We start from the raw sequence: 22,986 nt of genomic DNA on the forward strand, positions 1-22,986 counted from the left end.
TCGAAACCGCCGGTGGACGATCCGTGCACGTCGTGAAGCCGACCTGTGCACGCTGCGTCACCGTCTGGTCTGGTCATCTCCAGGTCTTCCACAAGCGCCACGAGCGGGGGCGACCCGTGCCTAGACTTCGCGGCGGGCAAAGACCCCTCGCCGACGATCAACAGGGACGACTCGATGGAACTGGCCGACTACCTGCGCATCCTGCGCAACCACTGGATCGCCGTGACGGCGATGGTGATCGTCGCCGCCGCGGCCGCGTTCGGGTGGAGCAGTGTCCAGCCCAAGGTCTATGCCGCCAGCTCGTCCGGGTTCGTCACCTCCGGCTCCGGCGGCGACGCCGGGCTCGACAACCTCAACGACGTGCTGTCCAAGTCGCGCGCCGCGTCGTACGTCGTGCTCGCCAAGGACCGCGAGACCGCCTCGATCGTCATCGACGACCTCGACCTCGACACCACGCCCGAGAGCCTCGTCGGCAGCATCGACGCCGCCCAGACGCCGGACACCGTGATCATCCAGATCACCGCCCGCTCCTCCACGCCCGAGGGCGCCCAGGAGCTCGCCGACGCGTGGGTCTCGGCCCTCGCCCAGCGCGTCAACGCCGTCGAGGGCGGTGACAAGGGTGGCCGCAAGGGCGACCAGGGCATGCGGATCGAGGTCTCCGAGTCCGCCCAGCTGCCCACCGCCCCGGTCTCGCCCCAGGTGCAGCGCAACGTCCTCCTCGGCGCCGTCCTCGGCGGTCTGCTCGGCCTGGGCTACGCCGTCGCGCGCTCACTGCTGGACCGGAGGCTGCGCTCCCCCGAGGACGTCGAGCGCGCCGCGCAGGTGGCGGTCGTCGGCACCGTGCCCGACCTCGGCAAGGGTGTCCCGGGCCTCTTCGTGTCGGACACCGGAGCCGGCGTCTCGGGCCAGGCCGCCGAGGCGGTGCGCCGCCTGCGAACCAACCTCTCCTACATGGACGTCGACAACCCGCCCCGCGCGATCGTCGTCACCAGCCCCAAGCAGGGCGACGGCAAGTCGACCCTGGCGGCCAACCTGGCCGGAGCGATCGCCATGTCGGGCCAGCCCGTCACGCTCGTGGACGCCGACCTCCGCCGCCCCAACGTCGCCGCCCTGCTGGGCGTGGACGACGCCGTCGGCCTCACCGACGTGCTCACCGGTCGCCTGCCGCTGTCCGAGTCGATCCAGACCCACCCGACCATCGAGGGGTTCTCCATCCTCACCGCCGGGTCCCGCCCGCCCAACCCCAGCGAGATCCTCGGCTCCCAGGCCATGCGCACCGCCATCGCCGAGCTGACGACCCGCGGCCTGGTCGTCATCGACGCCCCGCCGTTGCTGCCGGTCACCGACGCTGCGGTCGTGGCGCACGGCGCCGACGGCGCCATCGTGACGGTCTCCGCCGGCAGCACCCTCGACACCGAGCTGGTCACCGCCATCGAGCACCTGCAGGCGGTCCACGCGCGCCCGCTCGGTGTGATCCTCAACCGGGTCTCCCGCCGGGCCGTCGGCGCCGGCAACTACGCCCACTACGGCTACGCCCCCGACGACTACGTCGAGACGGCAGGTCGCGACACCGCCAAGCAGGACGCCGGCCGACTCTGACCCCTCAGCCGTCTCCCGGCGCGACGTGCGGGATCCAGGCGGTGAAGGTGCTGCCGACGCCCGGCGCGCTCTCGACGCTGACCTCGCCGCCGCACGCCTCGACGATCGAGCGCACGATGTTGAGGCCCAGGCCGGTGCCGGCGGTCACCCGCACCCGCTCGGTGTCGACGCGGTAGAACCGCGAGAAGAGCCGCGTCTGGTCCTCCTCCGCGATGCCGATGCCGGTGTCGGCGACCTCGAGCTCCATCCGCTCGTCGACCGTCCGCAGCGAGACGCGCACCCGGCCGCCCCGGTCGGTGTACTTGAGCGCGTTGGACAGCAGGTTGTCGGTCACCTGGCGCAGCCGCTGGGGGTCGCACATCGCGACCAGCGACTCGGGGAGGTCGGCCTCGAGCTCGACGCCCACGGTGGTGGCGTGCGGGCGGGCGGCCTCGCAGGCCTCGCGCACCATCGCGGCGGCGTCGGCGGGGACCCGCGTCACGTGGAGGGCGGCGTCGGCCTCCTGCGCGACGTACAGCAGGTCGCGGACCAGCATCTCGAGGCGCGCGGCGTTGCGGTCGACGACCGCCAGCTGGGCGCGGACATCGTCGGGCAGCTCCTCGCGCTGCATGAGGATCTCGAGGTGCCCCAGCACCGAGGTGAGGGGCGTGCGCAGCTCGTGGGACACCGAGGCGACGAACTCGTCCTTGACGTAGAGCGCGCGCATGAAGTCCGTGACGTCCTTGTAGGCCAGCGCCGCCCCCGCCATGCTCCCGTCGGCGCGCCGGGCCGACCGGGCCGAGACCGAGAGCGCGCGCCGGGTTGCCGGGTCGGAGCCGACCCAGATGCGTACGTCGTCGAACTCGTCGCCCATGATCGCCCGCTGCGACGGCAGGTCCTGGCGCGCCATCGGGGTGACGCCGTCGGCCTCGTAGACCTCGCCGACCTGGCCGGCCATCCCGTGGTGGCCGCCCGGGTAGGCCAGCGACATAAAGTCGCGGTGCCGCCGGTTCATCTCCTCGTAGCGCCCCGTGCGGTCGATGAGCACCAGCCCGACGTCGACGGCGTCGTAGATCGCGGCCACGGTCCGTGCCTGCTTCTCGATGGTGGCGTTGGCCTCGGCGATGCGCTCGATCGCCAGCCGCTGCTCGGTGACGTCGAGGACCTGGGAGATGAAGCTCAGCGGCGTCCCGTCGTCGTCGCGCAGCAGCGCGACCGACAGGTCCCCCCACAGCACCGTGCCGTCCTTGCGGACGTAGCGCTTGGTCAGCCGGTACGACGACCGCTCCCCCGCCAGCGTCGCCGCGACGAGGTCGACGTCCACCGCGAGGTCGTCGGGGTGCGTGATGTCCTGCCACCGGGCGCCGGTGAGGTCGGCACGGCCGTAGCCGAGCATGTCGCACGCGGCCTCGTTGACCGCCACCATCTCCCCGTCCGGAGAGGTCACCATCATGCCGATCGGCGAGTGGCGCATCGCCAACCGCAGCAGGGCCTCGCCCATGTCCTCCATCAGACCCCCCTCCGACGGGCGAACTCTAGTCCGCCCGCCGGCGTCGCGGGAAAGTTCCGCGCTCAGGGCTTGAGGACCACCTTGAGGCAGTCGTCGGCCTTGTCGCGGAACATCTGGTAGGCGGCCGGGGCCTCCGACAGCGGCAGGCGGTGCGTGGCCAGCATCTCGAGGCCGAGCGGGTCGCCGTCCTCCATGACCACCGGGACGATGTCGTCGACCCAGCGCTTCACGTGGCACTGGCCCATCCGCAGGCTGATGCCCTTGTCGAACATCTCCATCATCGGGAACGGGTCGCTCATGCCGCCGTAGACGCCGGAGATCGACACCGTGCCACCGCGGCGGACGGCCGAGATGGCGCTGCGCAGGGCGCCGAGCCGGTCGATGCCGACGGTCTTCATCAGCGGCTTGGCGACCACGTCGGGCAGGAACCCGACCGACTTGATCGCGGTCTCGGCGACCGGGGTGCCGTGCGCCTCCATGCCGACCGCGTCGAGGGTGCCGTCGGCGCCCCGGCCCTGGGTGAGGTCCCGCACGGCGGTGGCGACGTCCTCGGGCTTGACGGCGTCGACGATCTCGGCGCCCCGCTGGCGGGCCACGTCGGCGCGGTGGGCGTCGGGCTCCACGGCGAGCACGCGGATGCCGCGGTGCTGCGCGATGCGGGCGGCGAGCTGGCCGACGGGTCCCAGCCCCATGACGAGCAGCGTGTCGCCCTCGCCGACCTCGGCGTACTCCACGCCCTGCCACGCCGTGGGCAGGATGTCGGAGAGGTAGAGGAAGCGCTCGTCGGCGACGCCGTCGGGGACCTTGACGGGGCCGAAGTGCGCCTGCGGCACGCGGAGGTACTCCGCCTGCCCGCCGGGCACAGAGCCGTAGAGCTCGGTGTAGCCGAACAGCGCCGCGCCCTTGTCCTGCTCGCGCACCTGGGTGGTCTCGCAGGCGGCCATCAGGCCGCGCTCGCACATCCAGCAGTGGCCGCAGGAGATGTTGAACGGAACCACCACCCGGTCGCCGGGGGCGATGTGGGTGACCTCGGGGCCGACCTCCTCGACGACGCCCATCGTCTCGTGGCCCAGGACGTCGCCCGGGGAGAGGAAGGGGCCGAGCGGGTCGTAGAGGTGCAGGTCGGAGCCGCAGATCGCGGTCGAGGTCACCTTGATGACCGCGTCGGTGGGCTCCTCGATCTTGGGGTCCGGTACGTCGACGACGCGGACGTCCTGCTTGCCCTGCCAGGTGAGCGCCTTCATGCTCAGACCCCCTCGGACGCCAGCGCGTCGACGTCGACCTCGTCGCCGTCGGAGATCTGCTCCGTGACCCGCTGCCGCTGGGCCTCGCTCAGGTCGATCCCGACCTCGTCGAGCGCGGAGTCGAGCTCCTCGCGGATCGTGCCCTCGGTCGCGGTCTCCTGCCACGACGTCACGCGATCGACGACGTTGCGCAGGGCCTCGGTGCGGGCGTCCTGGTCGGTCATGTGCGGCTCCTTGCCTCGAAGGTGCGAACCCTCCCCATCGTGCTGACCACGACGGGGAGGGTTCAAGGAGCGCACACCCCTACGGGGCGGTCCGGGTCAGATGGCGACCGCGACCTCCGCGACGGAGCCGGTCGCGGCGACCACCCGGGTGTCGACCGGGTCGGCCTTGGGGGCCAGCGTCCGCAGCGTCCACTCGCCGTCGCCGGCGAAGAAGCGGAAGTGCCCGGTGGCGCTGGTCGGCACCTCGGCGGTGAACTCCCCGGTCCGGTCTAGCAGGCGCACGTAGGCGTTGGGGACCGGGTCCTGGCCGCGCAGCACCTGGCCCTGGATCACCGCCTCCTTGGCGACGTCGACGCCGTCGAGCGACAGGCCGCCCTCGGTCGCGCCGCACATCAGGCGTCACCCCGCTCGTCGCCGAGCGCGACCGGCACGCCGACCAGCGAGCCGTACTCGGTCCACGAGCCGTCGTAGTTCTTGACGTTGTCCTGGCCGAGCAGCTCCTTGAGCACGAACCACGTGTGCGAGGAGCGCTCGCCGATGCGGCAGTAGGCGATGGTGTCCTTGTCCCAGTCGACGCCGGCCTCGGTGTAGATCGCCGTGAGCTCGTCGTCGGACTTGAAGGTGCCGTCGTCGTTGGCCGCCTTGCTCCACGGCACGCTGGCGGCCGTGGGGATGTGGCCGGCGCGCTGGGCCTGCTCCTGCGGGAGGTGGGCCGGGGCGAGCAGCCGACCGGCGTACTCGTCGGGGCTGCGCACGTCGACCAGGTTCTGCGTGCCGATCGCGGCCACGACCTCGTCGCGGAAGGCACGGATCGAGTGGTCCTGCTCGGTGGCGGTGTACGACGTCTTCGCGCGGGTGGGCAGCTCGGTCGTCAGCTCGCGGGAGTCGAGCTCCCACTTCTTGCGGCCGCCGTCGAGGAGCTTGACGTCCTGGTGGCCGTAGAGCTTGAAGTACCAGTAGGCGTAGGCGGCGAACCAGTTGTTGTTGCCGCCGTAGAGCACGACGGTGTCGTCGTTGCTGACGCCGCGCTCGGAGAGCAGCGCCTCGAACTGCGCCTTGTCGACGAAGTCGCGGCGGACCTGGTCCTGCAGGTCGGTCGTCCAGTCGAGCTTGATGGCGCCACGGATGTGGCCCTTGTCGTAGGACGAGGTGTCCTCGTCGACCTCGATGAGGACGATGCCGTCGGTGTCGAGGTTGTCCTCGACCCACTGGGCGGTGACGAGCGAAGACTCGCGGCTCATGTGATTGCTCCTAGCTTGTTGAGTGAGATCTGGTGTGTGTCGATGTCAGGGATGGTGCTGGTCGGGCACCGGGTCAGCGCGGTGTCGAGACCGAGGGCCCGCCGATCAGTCGGCGGGCGAGCAGGTAGAGCTCGCAGCCGAGGCAGAAGGCGAAGACCGCGTTGAGCAGGGCGGCGACGAGCGCGAGCCCGACGGCCACCTGGCCGAGCACCGTGGCGCCGGCCAGCAGGGCGAGGAGCCCGACCAGGGCGAAGGCCAGCCCGACCGCCTGGGCGAAGCGGGGCGGCGCCGGGTCCTCGAGCTCCGCGGGCGGTCCCAGGCGGGGCCGCACGAGGGTGCGGAAGAGCCAGGAGTACGGCGTCCGCTGCACGCCGGCGACCGCGCCGACGGCGAAGATCGCGGTCTGCACGGCCAGCAGGCCGATCCCGACCGGGTGCGGCGCGACCAGCAGGACGAGGGCCAGCACGACGGCGGTCAGGCCGGCCGCGACCTGGGGACCGCGCGGGTCGATGCCGCCGGACCGGTCCTCGTGCGCGGTCTTGGGGGTGTGGGGTGGTGCCGAGGGCGCCGTGGCGCGCTCGTGGGTCGTGGACATGTCTCTCCTGCGGGGAAGGCCGGACGGGCGTCGACGTCTCGGGTCCGGATCCGCCGCGGCGCGGTCCACCGACGAGGTGGACCTAGGGCAGGGTGATCGACGGACCCGTCACGGCATTCGACACAGCGCCGAGCGCACGCGGCAGTGGTCCACTGCGCGTCGCTTGGTCAACCAGGTCGAGGACATGTCGAGAACCCTACGAACCGATCCACGGCCACCGTTCCCGCGTCTCGGATCGTGGATGGTCGTTCCACATCGTGGACGTCGGTCGTCTGCGCGGGTGCGCAGCTCTGGCGTCACGTCCGGCGCTCCGCTCGCCCACGTGCGCAGGTATCCGCCCGGTCGATGCGCCGCCGTTGCGCACGTGCGCGACATCGGGCCCGAGCGGGGCGCCATTCCTGCGCACGTGCGCGGCCTCGGACCCGATCGGCTCCGCATACCTGCGCACCTGCGTCACCCGCGACTCTCATACCGGGTCGACGGCGGCGAGAGCGGACAGGACCTGCTCCTTGCGGGGGGCGCCGGCAGCACGCGTCACCTCGGCGCCGTCGGGGCCCAGGACGAGCGTGGTCGGCGTCCGCAGCACGCCGAGGCGTCGTACGGCCTCGAGGTGGTGCTCGGCGTCGACCTCGACGTGGACGACCCCGGGGACGATCTCGGCGACGTCGGCGAGGACCCGCCGGGTCGCGCGGCACGGAGCACAGAAGGCGCTCGAGAACTGCAGCAGCGTGGCCCGCTCCCCCAGCGTCGCGCCGACCTCCGCCACGACCTCGGCGCCGGGCGGGGCCGCGACGGGCTCGTCCGCCGGCTCCACCGCGTCGGGACCAGCGTCCGGACCACCCTCGGGCGCGGGAGCAGGCGCCGCCCCGCGGACCACGTGCGTGCCCCGGAAGCGGCCGTCGGTCGCGGCGCGCCACAGCCCGACGGCCAGCGCCAGCACGAGCGCAGCGACGAGGATCCAGGCACCGGAGCTCATGGCAGGCGCAACGACAGCAAGTCCCCCGTTGTTCCGCCGATTGCGGGCGTCACCCGCGGGCGGCGGCCCGCAGGCGTCCCACCTCGCGCCGCAGCCGGCCGTTCTCGGCCTCGAGCTGGAGCACAAGCGCGATGCCGGCGAGGTTGAGGCCGAGGTCGAGCAGGTCGCGGATGCGGTTGAGCCGGTCCACGTCGTCGCGGCTGTAGAGCCGGGTCCCCCCGGCCGTCCGGTCGGGCGCGACGAGGCCCTTGCGCTCGTAGACGCGGAGGTTCTGCACGTTGGTCCCGGCCATCTCGGCGGCGACCGAGATGGCGTAGACGCCGACTCGCGGGCCTGCCATCGCCACTTCCTCTCCCCGGCCACTTGAACCCCGCGCGATCGCGAGATATATAAAACCTGTAACCAACAATATAGGTCGCCACCCCGACGACGGCGACCCCGTTCCCCGGGAGGAGATCATGTTGATCCGCACCACCGACCCGTTCCGTGACTTCGACCGCCTCACCCAGCAGCTCCTGGGCACCACCATGGGCACGACCAACCGGCCGGCGGTGATGCCGATGGACGCCTGGCGCGAGGGCGACGTCTTCCACCTCGAGTTCGACCTGCCCGGCGTCGCGCCCGAGTCCATCGACCTCGACGTGGAGCGCAACGTGCTGACCGTCCGCGCCGAGCGGGTCGCCCGCAACGGCGACTGGGAGATGCTGGCCTCCGAGCGGCCGCGCGGCGTCTTCAGCCGCCAGCTCGTGCTGGGGGACAACCTCGACCTGGACAAGATCGAGGCGACCTACGACGGGGGCGTGCTGCGACTGCGCGTGCCGGTGGCCGAGAAGGCCAAGCCGCGCAAGATCGAGGTGACGAGCAGCGAGTCCGGACGGCAGGCGATCGAGGCCTGATCCCGGCTGAGGAGGCCGCCCCACCCCTCACGCAGCGCGGTGCCGCGGACCCTCCTGGACGCGACGATGCCCCGGCGGACCGATCCGCCGGGGCATCGCTGCGTGTGGGTCAGGTCAGCGCTTGACCTTGACCTTCTTCTTCACCTCGGTCGAGCCGACCTTGCCCTTGCCGGTGAAGAAGAAGACGAGCTTGTGCTTGCCCTTCTTCAGCTTGGCGAGCGAGACCGAGCCCTTGCCCTTGGCGATCTTGGTCTTGCCGATCTTCTTGTACTTGATCTTGCCGTTGTCCTTGACCTTGACGATCTCCTTGACGACGACCGTGCCCTTGACCTTCTTGGCCTTCACGGGCTTGGCCTTGACGGCGATGGTCGCCTTGCCGCCCTTGACCTTGAGCTTGACCTTCGGCTTGTAGCCGATCCTGGCGGTCTTGGCCGACGTGGCGGTGCCGGCGAGGCGGCCGTTCTCGGCCAGGACGCGGACGGTGAGCTTGTCACCGATCTGCGCCTTGGACGGGGTGTACGACGTGCCGGTGCCGACCACGGTCGAGCCGATCACCCACTCGTAGGAGTACTGCGTGCCGGTGACGTAGTTCCACTCGCCCTTGTCGACGGAGATCGACTTGCCGACCCACGGGTAGCCCTTGGCCTCGGGACGCTCGGTCGCCACCAGGGCGGCCCCGAGGACCGCGTCGAGCCCGCCGGTCATCTGGCCGGGCTTGACCGTGATCTCGGTGGCGTCGGCGAAGGTCGAGTCCTTCCACCACTCCGGGACGTGGTTGCGCGAGGAGTCGGCGAACTGGACCTTGTAGGTGCCGGGGTAGAGCGAGCGCAGCTCGAAGGTGTTGTCCACCTTGGTGCCGGCGCCGGCGGTGTACTCGCCGTCCTCCGAGACCAGCAGCACGCTGCCGTCGAGGGGCGTGCCCGCGACGCCGGTGACCGATCCCTCGACGCCGCCCGCCCGCATGAGCGTGACGTCGACGCCACCGACCGGGGCGCCCGGCGCGGTGGTGACGGTGGCGGCACGGTCGTAGGAGGTGCGACCGCCGTACCACGAGCCGAAGAGCGCGAAGCCGTTGTCGTCACCCACGCCGCCCGGGCTGGCCGCGACCTTGAACTGGTTCTCGCCGGCGACCTGGTCGAGCTCGTCGAGGACGTAGACGCCCGCACGGTTGGCCCGCGTGAACTCGACGGACTCCTCCTTGGCCGGACCGTTGGGGGTGTTGTACGCCGTGACGTAGGCGCCGACGACGGGCGCGCCCGCGTCGTCCCTGACGACCCCGGTGACCTCGACGGTCGAGGGGGCCGGGGCGGGCAGCGGGGTGAGGTTGGCGTTGATGCCGCTCACGGCCTGGTCCTTGCCGACCGTGACCGGCGTGGCCGCGGCCGCGTCGGTCACGTTGTTGTAGTACTCACCGGCGTACTCGTTGAGCGGGTCGGTGAAGCGGAGCGTGTAGCTGCCCGCCGCCAGGCCCTCGACGAGGTAGACGCCGTTCTTGTCGGTCAGGTCCGACCGGTTGCCGGTGGAGACCTGGACGTGCTCGAGCGGAGCACCGACGTCGTTGACGACCTGCCCGGTGACGGAGCCGCCCCCCGTGAGGCCGACCGCGATGTAGGTACCGGCCGGGGAGCCCGTGACGGCGTCCGCGGTCTCGAACGACGTCTTGTCGTTGTACCACTCGTCCTGGAGGCCGCTGTTGAACGGCGCCTCGACCTCGACCTTGACCGGCGCGGCGCCGACCGGGAGGTAGAACGCGCCCTTCTCGTCGGTGTTGTCCGACCACACCTGCACTCCGGAGACGGCGTCGTGCGCGACGACGTACGCGCCTTGGAGCGGGCGACCGGCGGCGTCGTTGACGTTGCCGATGACCAGCGGGCGCTCGACGGTCCACGACTGGAGCGTCGTGTATCCGCCGCCGACCGTGACGGCGTCGGCCGTCGCGAGGTCGGCCTTGTCGCGGTAGTACTCGGAGTAGGAGCCGTCGAACGTGGAGAACTGGAACTTGTAGACGCCGTCGGGGTACGACGAGTCGAAGTGGCCGTTGGACGTGTACTCGGTGCCCACCTGGGCGAACGAGCTGTCGGCCTGCTGGGCGTAGACCTCGACGACGCCGTCCGCCGGGTTGCCCTGGGTGTCGGTCAGCTTGCCGATGATCACCGAGTCTGCCGCGTGCGCCGGCGCTGCCCCCATGCCCAGGCCGGCGGCGACGAGCGCGGTGCCCGCGACCGTCGCGATGGTGCGACGCCATGGGCGACGCGTGGTGGATCCGATCATGCTTGTCCCCGTTTCGAGTGGTGAGTGAAGACACCGCACGAGGACACGACGGGTCACCCCGGCTCACTGGCCCCCGCGCGTGAGTCAAGCGGATCCTGACGTCCCGGACCTCGGATTGCAACCACCACCCGCCGAGACCTGCCGGTCAGCCGCCGGCGAAGGGCGGGAGGAGCTCGACGACGTCCCCCGGCTGCACCACGACCTCGGCCGGGTCCTTCGAGCGGACCGGCTGTTCGCCGACGAGCACCGAGCAGACGCCGACCACCCGCTCGACGTCCGAGCCCGGGTGCGCGGCGACCACGCGGCGTACGACCTCGGCGAGGGTGACGGGCCCGTCGACGGGGATCTGCTCGCTCGCGACGCCCACGGCGGCGCGGGCGGCCGCCCAGTAGTGCACGGTCACTGCCGTCTCACGCTGGTCCGATCGATCCACCCGGGCGTCCATGTCTCGATATCCTTCCCTATCCGCCCCACCCGGAGGAGACGGCCATGAGCACACTGCTGCTGCTGACGAGCGCACTGCAGCCCTCGGCCGAGGTGCTGCCCGCCCTGTCGCTGCTGGGCCACTCCGTCCGCATCCTCCCCTCCGAGGGCAGCGCCCTCCTCGAGGCACCCGAGGCCGACCTCCTCCTCGTCGACGGCCGCCAGGAGCTCGCCCACGCGCGCGACCTGTGCCGGCTGATCCGCACCACCGGCACCGACGTCCCCGTGCTGCTCGTGGTCACCGAGGGCGGGCTCGCCGTCGTCGCGCACGACTGGGCGATGGACGACGTCGTGCTGCACACCTGCGGTCCCGCCGAGCTCGAGGCGCGCATCCGGCTCGCCATCGGCCGCCTCACCGCACAGCGCGAGGCCGACGACCCGGCCGCCCACGTGATCCGCACCGGCGAGGTCGTCGTCGACGACGCGACGTACACCGCCAAGGTCAGCGGGCGCCCCCTCGACCTGACCTACAAGGAGTTCGAGCTCCTCAAGTTCCTCGCCCAGCACCCCGGGCGCGTCTTCACCCGCCAGCAGCTGCTGCAGGAGGTGTGGGGCTACGACTACTTCGGCGGCACCCGCACCGTCGACGTCCACGTGCGCCGCCTGCGCGCCAAGCTGGGCCCGGAGAACGAGCACTTCATCGGCACCGTCCGCAACGTCGGCTACCGCTTCGTGCTGCCGACCAAGGACCGCGAGCCCGCCGCCGTCGACGCGGCCGAGGAGACCTCGGACGCCTGAGCGCCACGCGGGGTGCGGCGCCGGCTCAGCTCAAGGCCATGCGCCCCTGGTTGAACCGCGCCAGCGCCTCGAACAGCTCTCCCGCCAGACCGTCCGGATACACCCTCACGTCGATCGGTCGGCCACTCGTCCTCCGCACGACGACTCGCGGGGACACGCCGTCGACGTAGCGCACGCCCACGACGTCGTCCCAGGGGATCATCTGCACCGAGGAGTCCGCGAGCAGCTGCGTGCCCGTGACCCCCAGCGCGTGGGCGAGCACGTGGCGGACGTCCTTGCGCAGCCCGATCGGAGGCACGCTCACCCACTCGGGGAACCGGATCTTCCGGACGCCGATGCCGGCGTCGGTGACGTAGAGGACGGGGTAGTGGCCACGCCGGCCGGGACGGTTGACCGCCACGGCGTACACCTCCGGACCGGCCGGTCCGACGAAGGTGGCCGAGATGCCGGGACGCCAGGTGCGGGACACCCCCTCGTCCACGAGCACGCCGAGCAGCCACTCCGCCGCCGCTGGATCGCCGACGACGCCACCGACGAGCGCGGCGACCTCGATCTCCGACCCGCTCTCGTCGACGAGGACGTCCACGCGGTCCCAGCACAGCTGGTAACGGGCAGCCCCGGTCGACAGCAGGGCCGCCGCCACCACCACGCCCAGGACCTCCTGCACCGCCGTGCTCCGGACCTCGGCGGAGGCGTCCGCACCGACCAGGATCGCGGCGACGTCGTCGTGGCGGCCGTGCGAGACCAGCGCCAGCACCTCGCTCAGGTCCGCGATCCCGGACCCCAGCGCGTCGAACACGGTCATGACCCAGGCAGCTCTCTCCTCGGTGCGTCGGGCCCATCCGTGGCTGATCGCCTGCTCCCACGGCACGGGCAGCAGCCCGGACTGAGCGAACACGTCGGCCTCGACCCGGGACACGGCCGCCTCGGGGTCCGTCAGGACCGTCAGGGCCGGCACCGCCGCATCCTGCTCGCGCGGGTCGGCCATCGACTCGAGACGCTCGATGCGCACTCGCGTGGGCGGATGGGTGTCGTACGGGGAGGAGGCGTGCTCGGGCATCGTGGCGCGGACGTGCTCCCACTCCGCGAGACGGCCGGGCGCGCGGCACAGGGCGTCGAAACCCTCGAAGAACCCATCAGGTCGCAGGGCGAGCGGCTCGCCGACGGCGGCGTAGTCGCGCACGAAGCAGGCGAACGCCGTCGAGACGACCTCCACCTCCCGCAGCGCGCTGATCCCGACCTCGGTGCCGAAGAGCTGGGCCGCCCACTGGTCGGCATCGAGCTCCTGCTGCCTGGACATGCTGTGGGTGAGCCTGGAGTAGCAGCGTCCGTACGCGGCGAGCAACCGCCCGACGAGGTTCTTGGGGCCAAGCACGGTGACCATCTCGGAGATGGCTGCGAGCCCCCGGTAGGCAACGGGACCGAGCGCGGTGTGCCGCTCGCTGTAGTGACCCATCTCGTGGGCGAGCACCCACTCGAGCTCGCGGACGGTCAGGCACTGCAGCAGCGGCACGCCGACGTAGAGGCGCCGCTTCCCCGCCACCAGGCCCAACCACCGAGTCTCCTCCGACACGGCCGCGTTGGCGTCGGCGACCAGCCGGATCTCGTCCGGCTGCCGGGTCTGCACCCGATCGGCGATCTCCTCGACCATGCGCCACAGCTCGGGCTGCTGCTGCCGCCCGACCACGCTGCCGGGCGCGGGGTCCTGACGCGCGCGCAGGAGCGGCAGGAGTCCGTACCCGACGCCGAAGACCGTCGGGATCACGACCCAGCCGATCAGCTGTGCCAGGGGCGACCGGGTCGCCAGCGCCCACACCAGCGAGCCCAGCGCCGCCACCAGGACGGTCGAGGACAGCACCACCAGCCCTACGAGCAGGCCCACCGCCAACAGCGCGCGCAGCCGGATCCTCATCTCGCCCCCACGGTCAATCCCAGCGAACCCGGCCATCGTGACTCACCGGGCCGGTCCCGCGCTGAGGTTTCGACGAATCGTCGGATGTGGTCAGCCGCGCGCGTACATCACGTGGGTGTCGGTGTCGGCGTGCGTGAAGCCGAGCCGCGAGTACGTCGCCAGCGCGGCCGTGTTGTCCGACTCGACGTAGAGCAGGACCTCCTCCACCCCCCGGTCGTGCAGGTGGTGCAGGCCGGCCAGGGTCAGCGCGCGACCGAGGCCGCGGCCCTGGGCGGCGGGGTCGATGCCGACGACGTAGACCTCGCCGAGCCGCGCGTCGTGCTGCTTGGTCCAGTGGAAGCCGAGCATCCGGTCGCCCTCGGTGGCCACCAGCAGTCCCTCGGGGTCCCACCACGGCTCCGCCATCCGGGCGGCGAGACCGGCCTCGTCGAGGGCGCCCTGCTCGGGGTGCTGGGCGAAGGCGGCCGCGTTGACCCGCAACAGCTCCGCCTCGTCACCGTCCCGGAAGGGCCGGATCCGCGGGTCGTCGAGCTCCGGCAGCGGGTCGGCCGCCGGGCGCCGCATGACCCACAGGTCCCGCACCCGCTCGAAGCCGTGCGCGGACGCCAGCCGGGCCGCGGCCGGGTGGTTGCCGTGCGACCACGCGGTGGCGGGGCCCTCGACGATGGCCAGCGCGGCGGCCCCGATGCCTTGGCGACGGTGGTCGGGGTGGATCACGAGGTGCACCTCCTCGCCACGGCGGAGCAGGAAGCCGGTGGGCCGGACGATGTCCACGACGCCGTCGCGCTTCTCGGGCCACTTCCCCGAGCGCAGCCACAGCCAGGTGGCCTCGTCGAGCGGTGCCACCCCGTCGGCGGCCTCGGCCGCGGCGGCCACCCGCTCGACGTGCTCCAGCAGGCTCACAGCTGCGGTCGGACGTGCAGCCCGACCTCGGGGTCGACGACGACCTCCTGGCCGGCCGGCATCCCGTCGACGACGAGCTCGGCGTCGACGGGCACGTTGCGCTTGAGCAGCGCCAGGCCGATGGGGCCGAGCTCGTGGTGGCGGGCGCTGGAGCCGACGAAGCCCACGGGACGCTCGGAGCCGGGCACGGTCACCGGGCTGCCGGCCGCCGGCAGGCGGTTCTCCGAGCCGTCGAGGTGCAGCAGCGTGAGCCGGCGCGGCGGGCGGCCCAGCGTGTGGACGCGGGCGACCGTCTCCTGCCCGCGGTAGCAGCCCTTGTCCAGGTGCACGGCCGGACCGATCCAGCCCACCTCGTTGGGGATGGTGCGGTGGTCGGTGTCGATCCCGAACCGGGGCTCGCCGCGCTCGATCCGCAGCGCCTCGAAGGCCCACAGGCCGGCGGCGGGGCCGGCCGCGGCGGCGTACTCCTCCAGGCGCGTGCGGGGCACGAGGTCGTACGTCGCGCCCTCGGCCGTCGGCCGCCACGCGACGGCCACGTCGTCGGTGACCAGAGTGACCTCGACGCGCATCATGAAGCGCATCCGGTCCAGCCACTCGGCCAGGGCCTGGCCGGCGCCGGGCTCGGTGTGGGCGACGAAGGCGGTCCCGTCGTCGACGCCGGTGAAGGCGTGCTCGACGTGCCCCTGCGGGCTGAGCACGAGGGCCTGCGTCCACACCCCGGGCGCGAGGCCCTCGAAGTACTGCGTGGTCAGCGAGTGCAGCCAGGTCAGCCGGTCCGGCCCCTCGATGCGTACGACGTCGCGGTGCGAGAGGTCGACGAAGCCGTCGCCGGACACCAGCGTGCGCTGCTCGCCGTGGAAGGAGCCGTAGTGGGCCGCCACCGGGGCGTCGATGCCGTCGCCGGCGACGGCGCCGGGGAGGCCGAGGAGCGGGGAGGTCATGCGGTGTCTCCAGACGGTGAGGGGCAGTCGGTGCAGCGGCCGAAGATCGCCAGGTGGCCCAGGTCGACCTCGAAGTCGTGCTCGCGGCGCAGGGCCTCGAGCAGCGCGGACGCCACGTCAGGGTCAACGGAGCGGACGCGGTGGCAATTCCGGCAGACCAGGTGGAAGTGCTCGGGGCCGCGCGTCGAGTGGTAGGTCGGGGCGCGGTCGCTCAGGTGCGTGTGCCGGACGAGCCCGAGCTCCTCGAGCACCTCCAGGGTGCGGTAGACGGTCGAGGCGTTGACCGCGCTGGCGCTGGAGCGGACCGCCGCGAGGACCTCGTCGGGGGTCGCGTGGCCCAGCTCCTCGACCGCGCGGAGGATCAGCTGCCGCTGGGGGGTCAGCCGGTAGCCGCTCCCCCGGAGCCGTTCCGCGAGGTCGTCCATGGCTCAGGCCCTCTTGAGCCGCGCCCACAGGTGGGGCTGGAGGTCCTGGCCGACCGCGGCCATGTCGTAGGCGTAGAGCAGGTCGCCGTCGACGTTGCCGTACATCCGGGACCCGCCGACGACCTCCTTGGCCGTCTCGGTGTAGCCGACGCCCGCGGTGTGCAGCTCGATCTTGCCGCCCTCCGCGGCGCCGTACCAGATCTCGGAGAAGCCGATGTTGTGGGCGAGCACCAGCTCGACCTTGCCCGGCTCGGGGCACCGCAGGAAGCCGGACTCCATGGCGGCCTCGCGCACGAGCTCGCCCTCGTCGTCGATGATCCACGAGCGCGACATGTAGTGGAAGAACGGGCGGCCGTCGTGGGTGAAGATCAGCTCCTGGCCGAACTGGAACTTCTCGATCGTGGAGTAGTCGCCGTGGCCGTTGCCGCGCCACGTGCCCAGCAGCCAGGCGACCGGGCCGCAGTTGGGGTGCAGGTTGTCGGGGAGCTCGAAGGGCATGGGGTCGAGTCTAGGGTGAGGCCATGCCCCGCTCACTGGTCGTCAAGCTCACCTGCGGGGCGGAGGACCCCGAGCGCGCCAACCAGGCGTTCACGGTCGCCGCGGCCGCGGCGGTGTCCGGCGCCGACGTCTCGCTCTGGCTGACCGGCGACTCCGCCTGGTTCGCCGTGCCCGGGCGGGCCGAGGTCTTCGACCTGCCCCTGGCGACGCCGCTCGCCGACCTGCGCGGCGCCGTGCTGGCGCTCGGTCGGATCACGGTCTGCTCGCAGTGCGCGGCGCGCCGCGGGCTCGAGGAGTCCGAGCTGGTGGAGGGCATCACCATCGCCGGGGCCGCGGCCTTCGCCGAGGAGGTCCTCGCCGAGGGCGTGCAGGCACTGGTCTACTGACCTCCTCGCGCGACACCCGCCGTTCACGATCCGGTGCCACACTGATTTCCATGTCCGACACCAGCGCTCTCACCACCACCGTCGGCGCCTCCGTCGAGGACGGTCCCACCGCCGAGCCGTTCGGACATCCCACCGAGACCTTCGACGTCGAGCCGCCCTACGTCCCGGATGCCGACGAGATCGCGGCCGTGGAGAAGTTCGACGACCGGTTCGTCGACCGGGAGCTCTCCTGGCTGCACTTCAACCAGCGTGTCCTCGAGCTGGCCGAGGACCCGTCGCTGCCGCTGCTCGAGCGGACCCGGTTCCTGGCGATCTTCGCCAGCAACCTCGACGAGTTCTTCATGGTGCGGGTGGCCGGCCTCAAGCGCCGGATCGCCGCGGGCGTGGCCGTGCGCGCGGCGAGCGGTCTCCTCCCCCGCGACCAGCTCCAGCAGGTCTGGGCCGGCAGCCGCGAGCTCATGGAGCGGCACGCGCGGGTCTTCAACCAAGACATCATCCCGGCGCTGCGCGGCGAGGGCATCGAGATCGTCCGCTGGTCCGAGCTGGACCGCGAGGAGCAGCGGATCTGCAAGAAGCTCTTCAAGGACCGCATCTTCCCGGTCCTGACCCCGCTCGCCGTCGACCCGGCGCACCCCTTCCCCTACATCTCCGGCCTCTCGCTCAACCTGGCCGTGGTCGTGCGCAACCCCCAGACCGGCACCGAGCACTTCGCGCGCGTCAAGGTGCCGCCGATCTTCAGCCGTTTCGTGCCGGTGGGCAACCAGCGCTTCGTGCCGCTCGAGGACGTCATCGGCGAGCACCTCAAGAAGCTCTTCCCGGGCATGGAGGTGCTCCGGGCCCACACCTTCCGGGTCACCCGCAACGAGGACCTCGAGGTCGAGGAGGACGACGCCGAGAACCTCCTCAAGGCGCTGGAGAAGGAGCTGCTGCGGCGCCGCTTCGGGCCGCCGGTGCGCCTCGAGGTCGAGGAGTCGATGGACCCGACGGTGCTCGACCTGCTTGTCTCCGAGCTCGGCGTCAGCCGCGACGAGGTCTCGACCCTCCAGGGCCCCCTCGACCTGCGCGGCCTCCACTCGATCGCCGACCTGCCGCGCGAGGACCTGAAGTACCCCGCCTTCCTCCCCACGACGCATCCCCAGCTGGCGGAGGTCGAGACGGCCAAGCCGGTCGACGTGTTCGACGCCGTACGCCGCCAGGACGTGCTCCTCCACCACCCCTACGACTCGTTCGCCACCTCCGTGCAGCGGTTCCTCGAGCAGGCCGCGGCGGACCCCCACGTGCTGGCCATCAAGCAGACGCTCTACCGCACCTCCGGCGACAGCCCGATCATCGACGCCCTCGTCGACGCGGCCGAGGCCGGCAAGCAGGTGCTGGTGATCGTGGAGATCAAGGCCCGCTTCGACGAGTCCAACAACATCCGCTGGGCGCGCAAGCTCGAGCACGCCGGCTGCCACGTCGTCTACGGCCTCGTCGGCCTCAAGACCCACTGCAAGCTCTCGATGGTGGTGCGCGACGAGCCCGACGGCATCCGCCGCTACACCCACATCGGCACCGGCAACTACAACCCCAAGACCGCCCGGCTCTACGAGGACCTCGGCCTGCTCACCGCCGACCCCGCGGTCGGGGAGGACGTCGCCCACCTCTTCAACAACCTGTCCGGCATCAGCCGCAACACGACGTACGACGGGCTGCTCGTCGCCCCCGACAGCGTGCGCGACGGGCTCATCGCCCAGATCCACGCCGAGGTCGCCAACCACCAGGCGGGCCGCGAGTCCGGCATCCGGATCAAGGCCAACTCGATCGTCGACGAGGCCGTCATCGACGCGCTCTACCTCGCCTCCCAGGCCGGCGTGCGCGTCGAGCTCCTGATCCGCGGCATCTGCGCGCTGCGCCCCGGCGTACCCGGCCTGTCCGAGACCATCCACGTCCGCTCGGTGCTCGGGCGCTTCCTCGAGCACAGCCGGGTGTTCTGGTTCGCCAACGCCGGCGAGCCGCTGGCCTGGATCGGCTCCGCCGACATGATGCACCGCAACCTCGACCGGCGCGTGGAGGTCCTGGTGCGGCTGCCCGGGGTGCGCAAGGTCGCCGAGGTGGGGGCGCTGCTCGACCTGGCCTTCGACCCCGACACCTCGGCCTGGGAGCTGGACGCGGACGGGACGTGGACCCTCAACGGCGGCTCGGTGCACCTCCAGGAGGCGCTGATCGCCCGGCAGCGGCGTCGTCGCTGACGGTCCTTCCCCTCGACCCGGGCGCGGGAGCCCTCACGGGCCCCGGGACGCGCGATTGCAGTCGCGTGTGTGCGACCCCCTAGCATGTGGGGCGTTCTTCTCCCCCTCACTCGGAGTTCTCCGTGCGTTTGAAATTCCGCCCTGTCGACGGTTCCTTCTACGACCTCTTCAGCGAGGCCGCCTCCCACCTCGTCGTGGGCGCCGGCCTGCTGGCCGAGATGCTCAGCAACGGCAACGACCGCGAGGCCGTCGCGCAGCGCATGCGTGACGCCGAGCACAAGGCCGACGAGACCACCCACGCCATCATCCGGGCCGCGAACAGCACCTTCGTCACCCCGTTCGACCGCGAGGACATCTACGCGCTGGCCAGTGCGCTCGACGACGTCATGGACATGATGGACGAGGCCGTCGACCTGGTCCTGCTGTACGACGTCACGACCCTGCCGGCCGAGACCTCGGAGCAGGTCGAGGTGCTGCAGCGCTGCGCCGAGCTGACCGCCGGCGCGATGCCCGGCCTGCGCACGATGGCGTCGCTCGACGAGTACTGGATCGAGATCAACCGCCTCGAGAACACCGGCGACCGCAGCTACCGCCGCATCCTGGCCGGTCTGTTCAACGGCGACCACGAGGCCCTCGAGGTCATCAAGCTCAAGGACGTGGTGGAGTCCCTCGAGGGCGCCATCGACGCCTTCGAGCGGGTGGCCAACATCCTGGAGCAGATCGCCGTCAAGGAGTCCTGACCCCTGATGGAAATCGCGATCATCGTCGCGGTCGTCGTCGTTGCGCTCGTCTTCGACTACACCAACGGCTTCCACGACGCCGCCAACGCCATCGCCACCTCGGTGTCGACCGGCGCGCTCACCCCGCGCGTCGCGCTCGCCATGGCAGCGATCATGAACTTCGTCGGGGCCTTCCTCGGGCAGAAGGTGGCCCAGACGGTCTCGGAGACGATCGACCCGGGGACCGGGACGCACGGCCTGGTCATCGTGATGTGCGGCCTGCTCGGCGCCATCACGTGGAACCTCATCACCTGGTACTTCGGCCTGCCCTCGTCGTCCTCGCACGCCCTGATCGGCGGGCTCGTCGGTGCGGCCGTCGCCGCCGGCGCCACTGCGCACTGGGACGTCGTGCTGGAGAAGGTCGTCATCCCGATGTTCGTCTCCCCGGTCGTCGCGTTCAGCCTCGGCTTCGCGGTGATGATCGCGATCATGTGGATCTTCCGCAACGCGCACCCGACGAGGGCCAACCGCGGCTTCAAGGTCGCGCAGTCGGTCTCGGCCGCCGCGATGGCGCTCGGTCACGGCCTCCAGGACGCCCAGAAGACGATGGGCGTGATCTTCCTGGCGCTGCTCGCCGGCGGCTACGTCTCCTCGGGCGACCCGCTCCCGCTGTGGGTCATCTTCGCCGCCGCGGCCGCGATCTCGCTGGGCACCTGGTCGGGCGGCTGGCGGATCATGCGCACGCTCGGGCGCCGCATCATCCACCTCGACCCGCCCCGCGGCTTCGCCGCCGAGTCGGTCGCCGCGTCGGTGCTCTACACCACGGCGTACGCCTTCGAGGCCCCCATCTCCACCACGCACACCATCACCTCCGCGGTCATGGGCGTGGGCGCCACCAAGCGCCTCTCCGCCGTCCGCTGGGGCGTGGCCAAGTCGATCCTCACCGCATGGGTGCTGACCTTCCCGCTCGCCGCCCTCGCCGCGGCGCTCTGCTACTGGGTCGCGCGGATCTTCCTCCCCTGACGAACGCCACCTCCGGGGTCCCTCCCTCCCCCTCCGCTGGGTAGTTTGGGACGATCTGGGTGGTGGAACCGCGGTTTCACCTACGAGTTCGTCCCAAACTACGCGGGCGGCGGCATGCTCGAGCCCGAGATCCGCCGGACGGATCAGGTCAGGCCGCGCGACGGTTCCACAGCAGCCGCTCCCGGTCGTACGGCGTGAGCGCGCGCCGCTGCGCCACCGTCATCGTGGGCGTCCACCAGGACGGAAGGTCGGTCGTCCACCCGCGCCCGTCAGCACCGCGCCGCTCGGCCCGGCGGTAGGCCTGGCCCAGACGAGCGACGAACGCGCGCCGGTCGCCCAGGTCGCCGGCCATCATCGTCGCCGTCTCCAGGCCCAGGTCCCGGTACGCCGCGTCCTTGGCCACGTCGCGCTGCCGCACCGAGCCCGCGAGGTGGAGCGCTCCGTCGTACTGCCCCACCACGCCGGCCACCGGGTCGACCAGGTCCGGTGTCCCGACGAAGCGCCCCGTCAGGTCGAAGACCGGCCAGTTGGCCAGCGGGCGCGCGAACCCGGCGCCGGTCCAGGTCAACCGCATGAGCGGCTCGGCCGGTGACCAGCTGTTCTCCTCCAGCTGCGGGAGCACCTCGCGGACCCGTTCCACGCCCTGCCGGGTCCCGAGCGCGCTGTCGACGTACGCCTCCAGCTCGGCCACCGACACCAGGTCGTGGAACGCCGCGAGCTCGAAGGCCACCACCGCGGCCTCGGCGTCGCGCGCCTTGCGCATCTCGTAGGCCACGCTCCACAGCGGATGTGTCACTCGCAGGCCGCGCACCCGGTGCAGCGCCGCCAGCGGGACGACCTCGCGCGAGACGACGATGCGGGAGTCACCCCGCAACGAATGCGTCGTACCGGTGGCCAGCGGCACCGGCAGCGCCTCCTGGCGACGGCCAGTGCCCTCGAACCAGTGGCCACCCACCCACCGCAACGCCGCCCAACCGGTCACCGCCCCGTAGGAAGGCAGACGCGACGCCGCCTCGATGATGCGCTGGTCGACGGTCTGCTCGACGTACGCCGGGACCCACCGTCCGCCGCCCACCGCGCGGTAGGCGCCCGAGCGGGTCTGCCAGTCGGTCGGCCCGTCGTCGGCGCCGCGTCGTACTGGCCACGTCAGCCCCGGCGGCAGGCCCTCGCGGGGCCCGAGGCCTACGACCGGCCAGGCGCCCGGGGTCCAGTGCGGTGAGGTCACCCGCCGATGGTGGCCCGGATCCTCATATCACCGCTGAACTCATCCACAGGCCCCACTCCGCCCCCGGGATAGTTTGGGATCAACTCGTAGGCGAGATGGCGATTCGACCTACGAGATCGTCCCAAACTACCCGGCGAAGCAGGGTGGACGGACTACCCCGAGAACCGCGAGAGGACGGCGGGGGTCAGCCGAATCGTCCCGAGATGTAGGCCTCCGTCGAGTCGTTGTCCGGGTTCGCGAACATCTTCTGCGTCGAGTTGAACTCCACGAGGTGCCCGGGCTGCCCGGCGGCCTTGAGGTTGAAGAAGCCGGTCTCGTCGGAGACGCGCGCGGCCTGCTGCATGTTGTGGGTGACGATGACGATCGTGTACTCGGACTTGAGCTCGTGGATCAGGTCCTCGATCGCCGACGTCGAGATGGGGTCGAGGGCCGAGCACGGCTCGTCCATCAGCAGCACCTGCGGCTGTACGGCGATCGCGCGCGCGATGCACAGGCGCTGCTGCTGGCCTCCCGACAGCCCCATGCCGGGGCGGCCGAGCCGGTCCTTGACCTCGGTCCAGAGGTTGGCGCCCTTGAGCGAGCGCTCCACGATGTCGTCGGCCTCGGACTTCTTCATCTTGCGCGCGTTGAGGCGGTTGCCGGCGAGGACGTTCTCGTAGATCGACATCGTCGGGAACGGGTTGGGCCGCTGGAAGACCATGCCGATCTGGCGGCGCACCTCGACGGGGTCCACGTGGTCGGCGTACAGGTCCTGCCCCTCGACCACCACCTTGCCCTCGACGCGGGCGCCGGGGATCACCTCGTGCATGCGGTTGAGGGAGCGGAGGAAGGTCGACTTGCCGCAGCCCGAGGGGCCGATGAACGCGGTCACCGACTTCGCCCTGATGGTCATGTTGACGCCCTCGACGGCCTTGAAGTCGCCGTAGTAGATGTCGAGGTCGGACACGTCGATGCTCTTGGCCATTGCAGT

General features: G+C 71.5%; 24 protein-coding genes. 7 read left to right on the plus strand and 17 right to left on the minus strand.

Annotated features, from left to right (window positions below; translation table 11 throughout):
* Positions 1-174 precede the first annotated feature (174 nt).
* Entirely contained in the window at positions 175-1,599 is a 1,425-nt protein-coding gene (locus tag DAI17_RS12700) for a polysaccharide biosynthesis tyrosine autokinase (RefSeq protein WP_107773515.1), read from the plus strand.
* Positions 1,600-1,603: 4 nt separating this feature from the next.
* Here the strand turns inward: DAI17_RS12700 and DAI17_RS12705 are convergent, their stop codons facing one another.
* From DAI17_RS12705 to DAI17_RS12740, 8 genes are all read right to left on the minus strand, one after another.
* Entirely contained in the window at positions 1,604-3,088 is a 1,485-nt protein-coding gene (locus DAI17_RS12705) for a sensor histidine kinase (RefSeq protein WP_107773517.1), read from the minus strand.
* A 62-nt stretch (positions 3,089-3,150) separates the two neighbouring features.
* On the minus strand, positions 3,151-4,332 hold the full coding sequence (locus DAI17_RS12710; protein WP_107773519.1) for a zinc-dependent alcohol dehydrogenase: 1,182 nt from the start codon (positions 4,330-4,332) through the stop codon (positions 3,151-3,153).
* A gap of 2 nt (positions 4,333-4,334) precedes the next feature.
* Positions 4,335-4,556: a hypothetical protein gene (locus DAI17_RS12715; protein ID WP_107773521.1), complete on the minus strand. Its 222-nt coding sequence runs from the start codon at positions 4,554-4,556 to the stop codon at positions 4,335-4,337.
* 96 nt (positions 4,557-4,652) lie between these two features.
* A complete protein-coding gene (locus tag DAI17_RS12720; RefSeq protein ID WP_107773524.1) occupies positions 4,653-4,949 on the minus strand; it encodes a DUF1416 domain-containing protein in 297 nt (98 codons plus the stop codon).
* Positions 4,949-5,797 carry a sulfurtransferase gene (locus DAI17_RS12725; RefSeq protein ID WP_107773526.1) on the minus strand — a complete coding sequence of 283 codons (849 nt, stop codon included), beginning with the start codon at positions 5,795-5,797 and terminating at the stop codon, positions 4,949-4,951. The genes DAI17_RS12720 and DAI17_RS12725 overlap by 1 nt, the downstream gene beginning before the upstream one ends.
* A 73-nt stretch (positions 5,798-5,870) precedes the next feature.
* Positions 5,871-6,392 carry a DUF4395 domain-containing protein gene (locus DAI17_RS12730; protein ID WP_107773529.1) on the minus strand — a complete coding sequence of 174 codons (522 nt, stop codon included), beginning with the start codon at positions 6,390-6,392 and terminating at the stop codon, positions 5,871-5,873.
* Between the two features lie 466 nt (positions 6,393-6,858).
* Entirely contained in the window at positions 6,859-7,368 is a 510-nt protein-coding gene (locus DAI17_RS12735; RefSeq protein WP_107773532.1) for a thioredoxin family protein, read from the minus strand.
* Positions 7,369-7,417: 49 nt separating this feature from the next.
* Positions 7,418-7,708: a MerR family transcriptional regulator gene (locus DAI17_RS12740; protein WP_107773535.1), complete on the minus strand. Its 291-nt coding sequence runs from the start codon at positions 7,706-7,708 to the stop codon at positions 7,418-7,420.
* A 118-nt stretch (positions 7,709-7,826) separates the two neighbouring features.
* Here DAI17_RS12740 and DAI17_RS12745 point away from each other — a divergent pair, with 118 nt between their 5' ends.
* Positions 7,827-8,264, plus strand: coding sequence for an Hsp20/alpha crystallin family protein (locus tag DAI17_RS12745; RefSeq protein WP_107773538.1), 438 nt, complete (start codon positions 7,827-7,829; stop codon positions 8,262-8,264).
* A 114-nt stretch (positions 8,265-8,378) separates the two neighbouring features.
* Here DAI17_RS12745 and DAI17_RS12750 read toward each other — a convergent pair whose 3' ends face one another.
* On the minus strand, positions 8,379-10,535 hold the full coding sequence (locus tag DAI17_RS12750; protein ID WP_107773541.1) for a carboxypeptidase-like regulatory domain-containing protein: 2,157 nt from the start codon (positions 10,533-10,535) through the stop codon (positions 8,379-8,381).
* 145 nt (positions 10,536-10,680) lie between these two features.
* Positions 10,681-10,980: a MoaD/ThiS family protein gene (locus DAI17_RS12755; RefSeq protein ID WP_107773544.1), complete on the minus strand. Its 300-nt coding sequence runs from the start codon at positions 10,978-10,980 to the stop codon at positions 10,681-10,683.
* 44 nt (positions 10,981-11,024) lie between these two features.
* On the opposite strand from DAI17_RS12755, the gene DAI17_RS12760 reads away from it, so the two are divergent.
* Positions 11,025-11,756 carry a response regulator transcription factor gene (locus DAI17_RS12760; protein ID WP_107773548.1) on the plus strand — a complete coding sequence of 244 codons (732 nt, stop codon included), beginning with the start codon at positions 11,025-11,027 and terminating at the stop codon, positions 11,754-11,756.
* A 25-nt stretch (positions 11,757-11,781) separates the two neighbouring features.
* Here DAI17_RS12760 and DAI17_RS12765 read toward each other — a convergent pair whose 3' ends face one another.
* The 5 genes from DAI17_RS12765 to DAI17_RS12785 form a co-directional block, all read right to left on the minus strand.
* Positions 11,782-13,668: a M48 family metallopeptidase gene (locus tag DAI17_RS12765; protein WP_159081521.1), complete on the minus strand. Its 1,887-nt coding sequence runs from the start codon at positions 13,666-13,668 to the stop codon at positions 11,782-11,784.
* A 90-nt stretch (positions 13,669-13,758) separates the two neighbouring features.
* On the minus strand, positions 13,759-14,571 hold the full coding sequence (gene mshD, locus DAI17_RS12770; RefSeq protein ID WP_107773554.1) for a mycothiol synthase: 813 nt from the start codon (positions 14,569-14,571) through the stop codon (positions 13,759-13,761).
* Positions 14,568-15,512 carry a CAF17-like 4Fe-4S cluster assembly/insertion protein YgfZ gene (gene ygfZ, locus DAI17_RS12775; RefSeq protein ID WP_107773556.1) on the minus strand — a complete coding sequence of 315 codons (945 nt, stop codon included), beginning with the start codon at positions 15,510-15,512 and terminating at the stop codon, positions 14,568-14,570. Before ygfZ ends, mshD begins: the two co-directional genes overlap by 4 nt.
* Positions 15,509-15,937: a Fur family transcriptional regulator gene (locus DAI17_RS12780; protein WP_107773560.1), complete on the minus strand. Its 429-nt coding sequence runs from the start codon at positions 15,935-15,937 to the stop codon at positions 15,509-15,511. Before DAI17_RS12780 ends, ygfZ begins: the two co-directional genes overlap by 4 nt.
* A gap of 3 nt (positions 15,938-15,940) precedes the next feature.
* On the minus strand, positions 15,941-16,435 hold the full coding sequence (locus DAI17_RS12785; protein ID WP_107773562.1) for an FABP family protein: 495 nt from the start codon (positions 16,433-16,435) through the stop codon (positions 15,941-15,943).
* 23 nt (positions 16,436-16,458) lie between these two features.
* Here DAI17_RS12785 and DAI17_RS12790 point away from each other — a divergent pair, with 23 nt between their 5' ends.
* From DAI17_RS12790 to DAI17_RS12805, 4 genes are all read left to right on the plus strand, one after another.
* Positions 16,459-16,821, plus strand: coding sequence for a DsrE family protein (locus DAI17_RS12790; RefSeq protein WP_107773565.1), 363 nt, complete (start codon positions 16,459-16,461; stop codon positions 16,819-16,821).
* A 50-nt stretch (positions 16,822-16,871) separates the two neighbouring features.
* Positions 16,872-19,049, plus strand: a complete 2,178-nt coding sequence (locus DAI17_RS12795; protein WP_107773568.1) for an RNA degradosome polyphosphate kinase — start codon at positions 16,872-16,874, stop codon at positions 19,047-19,049.
* A gap of 122 nt (positions 19,050-19,171) precedes the next feature.
* Positions 19,172-19,789, plus strand: a complete 618-nt coding sequence (locus tag DAI17_RS12800; RefSeq protein ID WP_107773570.1) for a DUF47 domain-containing protein — start codon at positions 19,172-19,174, stop codon at positions 19,787-19,789.
* A gap of 6 nt (positions 19,790-19,795) precedes the next feature.
* Positions 19,796-20,791 carry an inorganic phosphate transporter gene (locus DAI17_RS12805; RefSeq protein ID WP_107773572.1) on the plus strand — a complete coding sequence of 332 codons (996 nt, stop codon included), beginning with the start codon at positions 19,796-19,798 and terminating at the stop codon, positions 20,789-20,791.
* Positions 20,792-20,939: 148 nt separating this feature from the next.
* Here DAI17_RS12805 and DAI17_RS12810 read toward each other — a convergent pair whose 3' ends face one another.
* Positions 20,940-22,016 carry a hypothetical protein gene (locus tag DAI17_RS12810; RefSeq protein WP_107773574.1) on the minus strand — a complete coding sequence of 359 codons (1,077 nt, stop codon included), beginning with the start codon at positions 22,014-22,016 and terminating at the stop codon, positions 20,940-20,942.
* A gap of 184 nt (positions 22,017-22,200) precedes the next feature.
* A complete protein-coding gene (pstB, locus tag DAI17_RS12815; protein WP_107773576.1) occupies positions 22,201-22,980 on the minus strand; it encodes a phosphate ABC transporter ATP-binding protein PstB in 780 nt (259 codons plus the stop codon).
* Positions 22,981-22,986 lie beyond the last annotated feature (6 nt).

This window comes from Nocardioides sediminis (genome assembly GCF_003047295.1).
Lineage (GTDB): Bacteria > Actinomycetota > Actinomycetes > Propionibacteriales > Nocardioidaceae > Nocardioides > Nocardioides sediminis.

Excerpts from the sequence above, each read along its gene's own strand:
- DAI17_RS12700 (WP_107773515.1), top strand. The coding sequence starts at position 175 with ATGGAACTGGCCGACTACCTGCGCATCCTGCGCAACCACTGGATCGCC.
- DAI17_RS12705 (WP_107773517.1), bottom strand. The coding sequence starts at position 3,088 with ATGGAGGACATGGGCGAGGCCCTGCTGCGGTTGGCGATGCGCCACTCG.
- DAI17_RS12710 (WP_107773519.1), bottom strand. The coding sequence starts at position 4,332 with ATGAAGGCGCTCACCTGGCAGGGCAAGCAGGACGTCCGCGTCGTCGAC.
- DAI17_RS12715 (WP_107773521.1), bottom strand. The coding sequence starts at position 4,556 with ATGACCGACCAGGACGCCCGCACCGAGGCCCTGCGCAACGTCGTCGAT.
- DAI17_RS12720 (WP_107773524.1), bottom strand. The coding sequence starts at position 4,949 with ATGTGCGGCGCGACCGAGGGCGGCCTGTCGCTCGACGGCGTCGACGTC.
- DAI17_RS12725 (WP_107773526.1), bottom strand. The coding sequence starts at position 5,797 with ATGAGCCGCGAGTCTTCGCTCGTCACCGCCCAGTGGGTCGAGGACAAC.
- DAI17_RS12730 (WP_107773529.1), bottom strand. The coding sequence starts at position 6,392 with ATGTCCACGACCCACGAGCGCGCCACGGCGCCCTCGGCACCACCCCAC.
- DAI17_RS12735 (WP_107773532.1), bottom strand. The coding sequence starts at position 7,368 with ATGAGCTCCGGTGCCTGGATCCTCGTCGCTGCGCTCGTGCTGGCGCTG.
- DAI17_RS12740 (WP_107773535.1), bottom strand. The coding sequence starts at position 7,708 with ATGGCAGGCCCGCGAGTCGGCGTCTACGCCATCTCGGTCGCCGCCGAG.
- DAI17_RS12745 (WP_107773538.1), top strand. The coding sequence starts at position 7,827 with ATGTTGATCCGCACCACCGACCCGTTCCGTGACTTCGACCGCCTCACC.
- DAI17_RS12750 (WP_107773541.1), bottom strand. The coding sequence starts at position 10,535 with ATGATCGGATCCACCACGCGTCGCCCATGGCGTCGCACCATCGCGACG.
- DAI17_RS12755 (WP_107773544.1), bottom strand. The coding sequence starts at position 10,980 with ATGGACGCCCGGGTGGATCGATCGGACCAGCGTGAGACGGCAGTGACC.
- DAI17_RS12760 (WP_107773548.1), top strand. The coding sequence starts at position 11,025 with ATGAGCACACTGCTGCTGCTGACGAGCGCACTGCAGCCCTCGGCCGAG.
- DAI17_RS12765 (WP_159081521.1), bottom strand. The coding sequence starts at position 13,668 with ATGAGGATCCGGCTGCGCGCGCTGTTGGCGGTGGGCCTGCTCGTAGGG.
- ygfZ (WP_107773556.1), bottom strand. The coding sequence starts at position 15,512 with ATGACCTCCCCGCTCCTCGGCCTCCCCGGCGCCGTCGCCGGCGACGGC.
- DAI17_RS12780 (WP_107773560.1), bottom strand. The coding sequence starts at position 15,937 with ATGGACGACCTCGCGGAACGGCTCCGGGGGAGCGGCTACCGGCTGACC.
- DAI17_RS12785 (WP_107773562.1), bottom strand. The coding sequence starts at position 16,435 with ATGCCCTTCGAGCTCCCCGACAACCTGCACCCCAACTGCGGCCCGGTC.
- DAI17_RS12790 (WP_107773565.1), top strand. The coding sequence starts at position 16,459 with ATGCCCCGCTCACTGGTCGTCAAGCTCACCTGCGGGGCGGAGGACCCC.
- DAI17_RS12795 (WP_107773568.1), top strand. The coding sequence starts at position 16,872 with ATGTCCGACACCAGCGCTCTCACCACCACCGTCGGCGCCTCCGTCGAG.
- DAI17_RS12805 (WP_107773572.1), top strand. The coding sequence starts at position 19,796 with ATGGAAATCGCGATCATCGTCGCGGTCGTCGTCGTTGCGCTCGTCTTC.
- pstB (WP_107773576.1), bottom strand. The coding sequence starts at position 22,980 with ATGGCCAAGAGCATCGACGTGTCCGACCTCGACATCTACTACGGCGAC.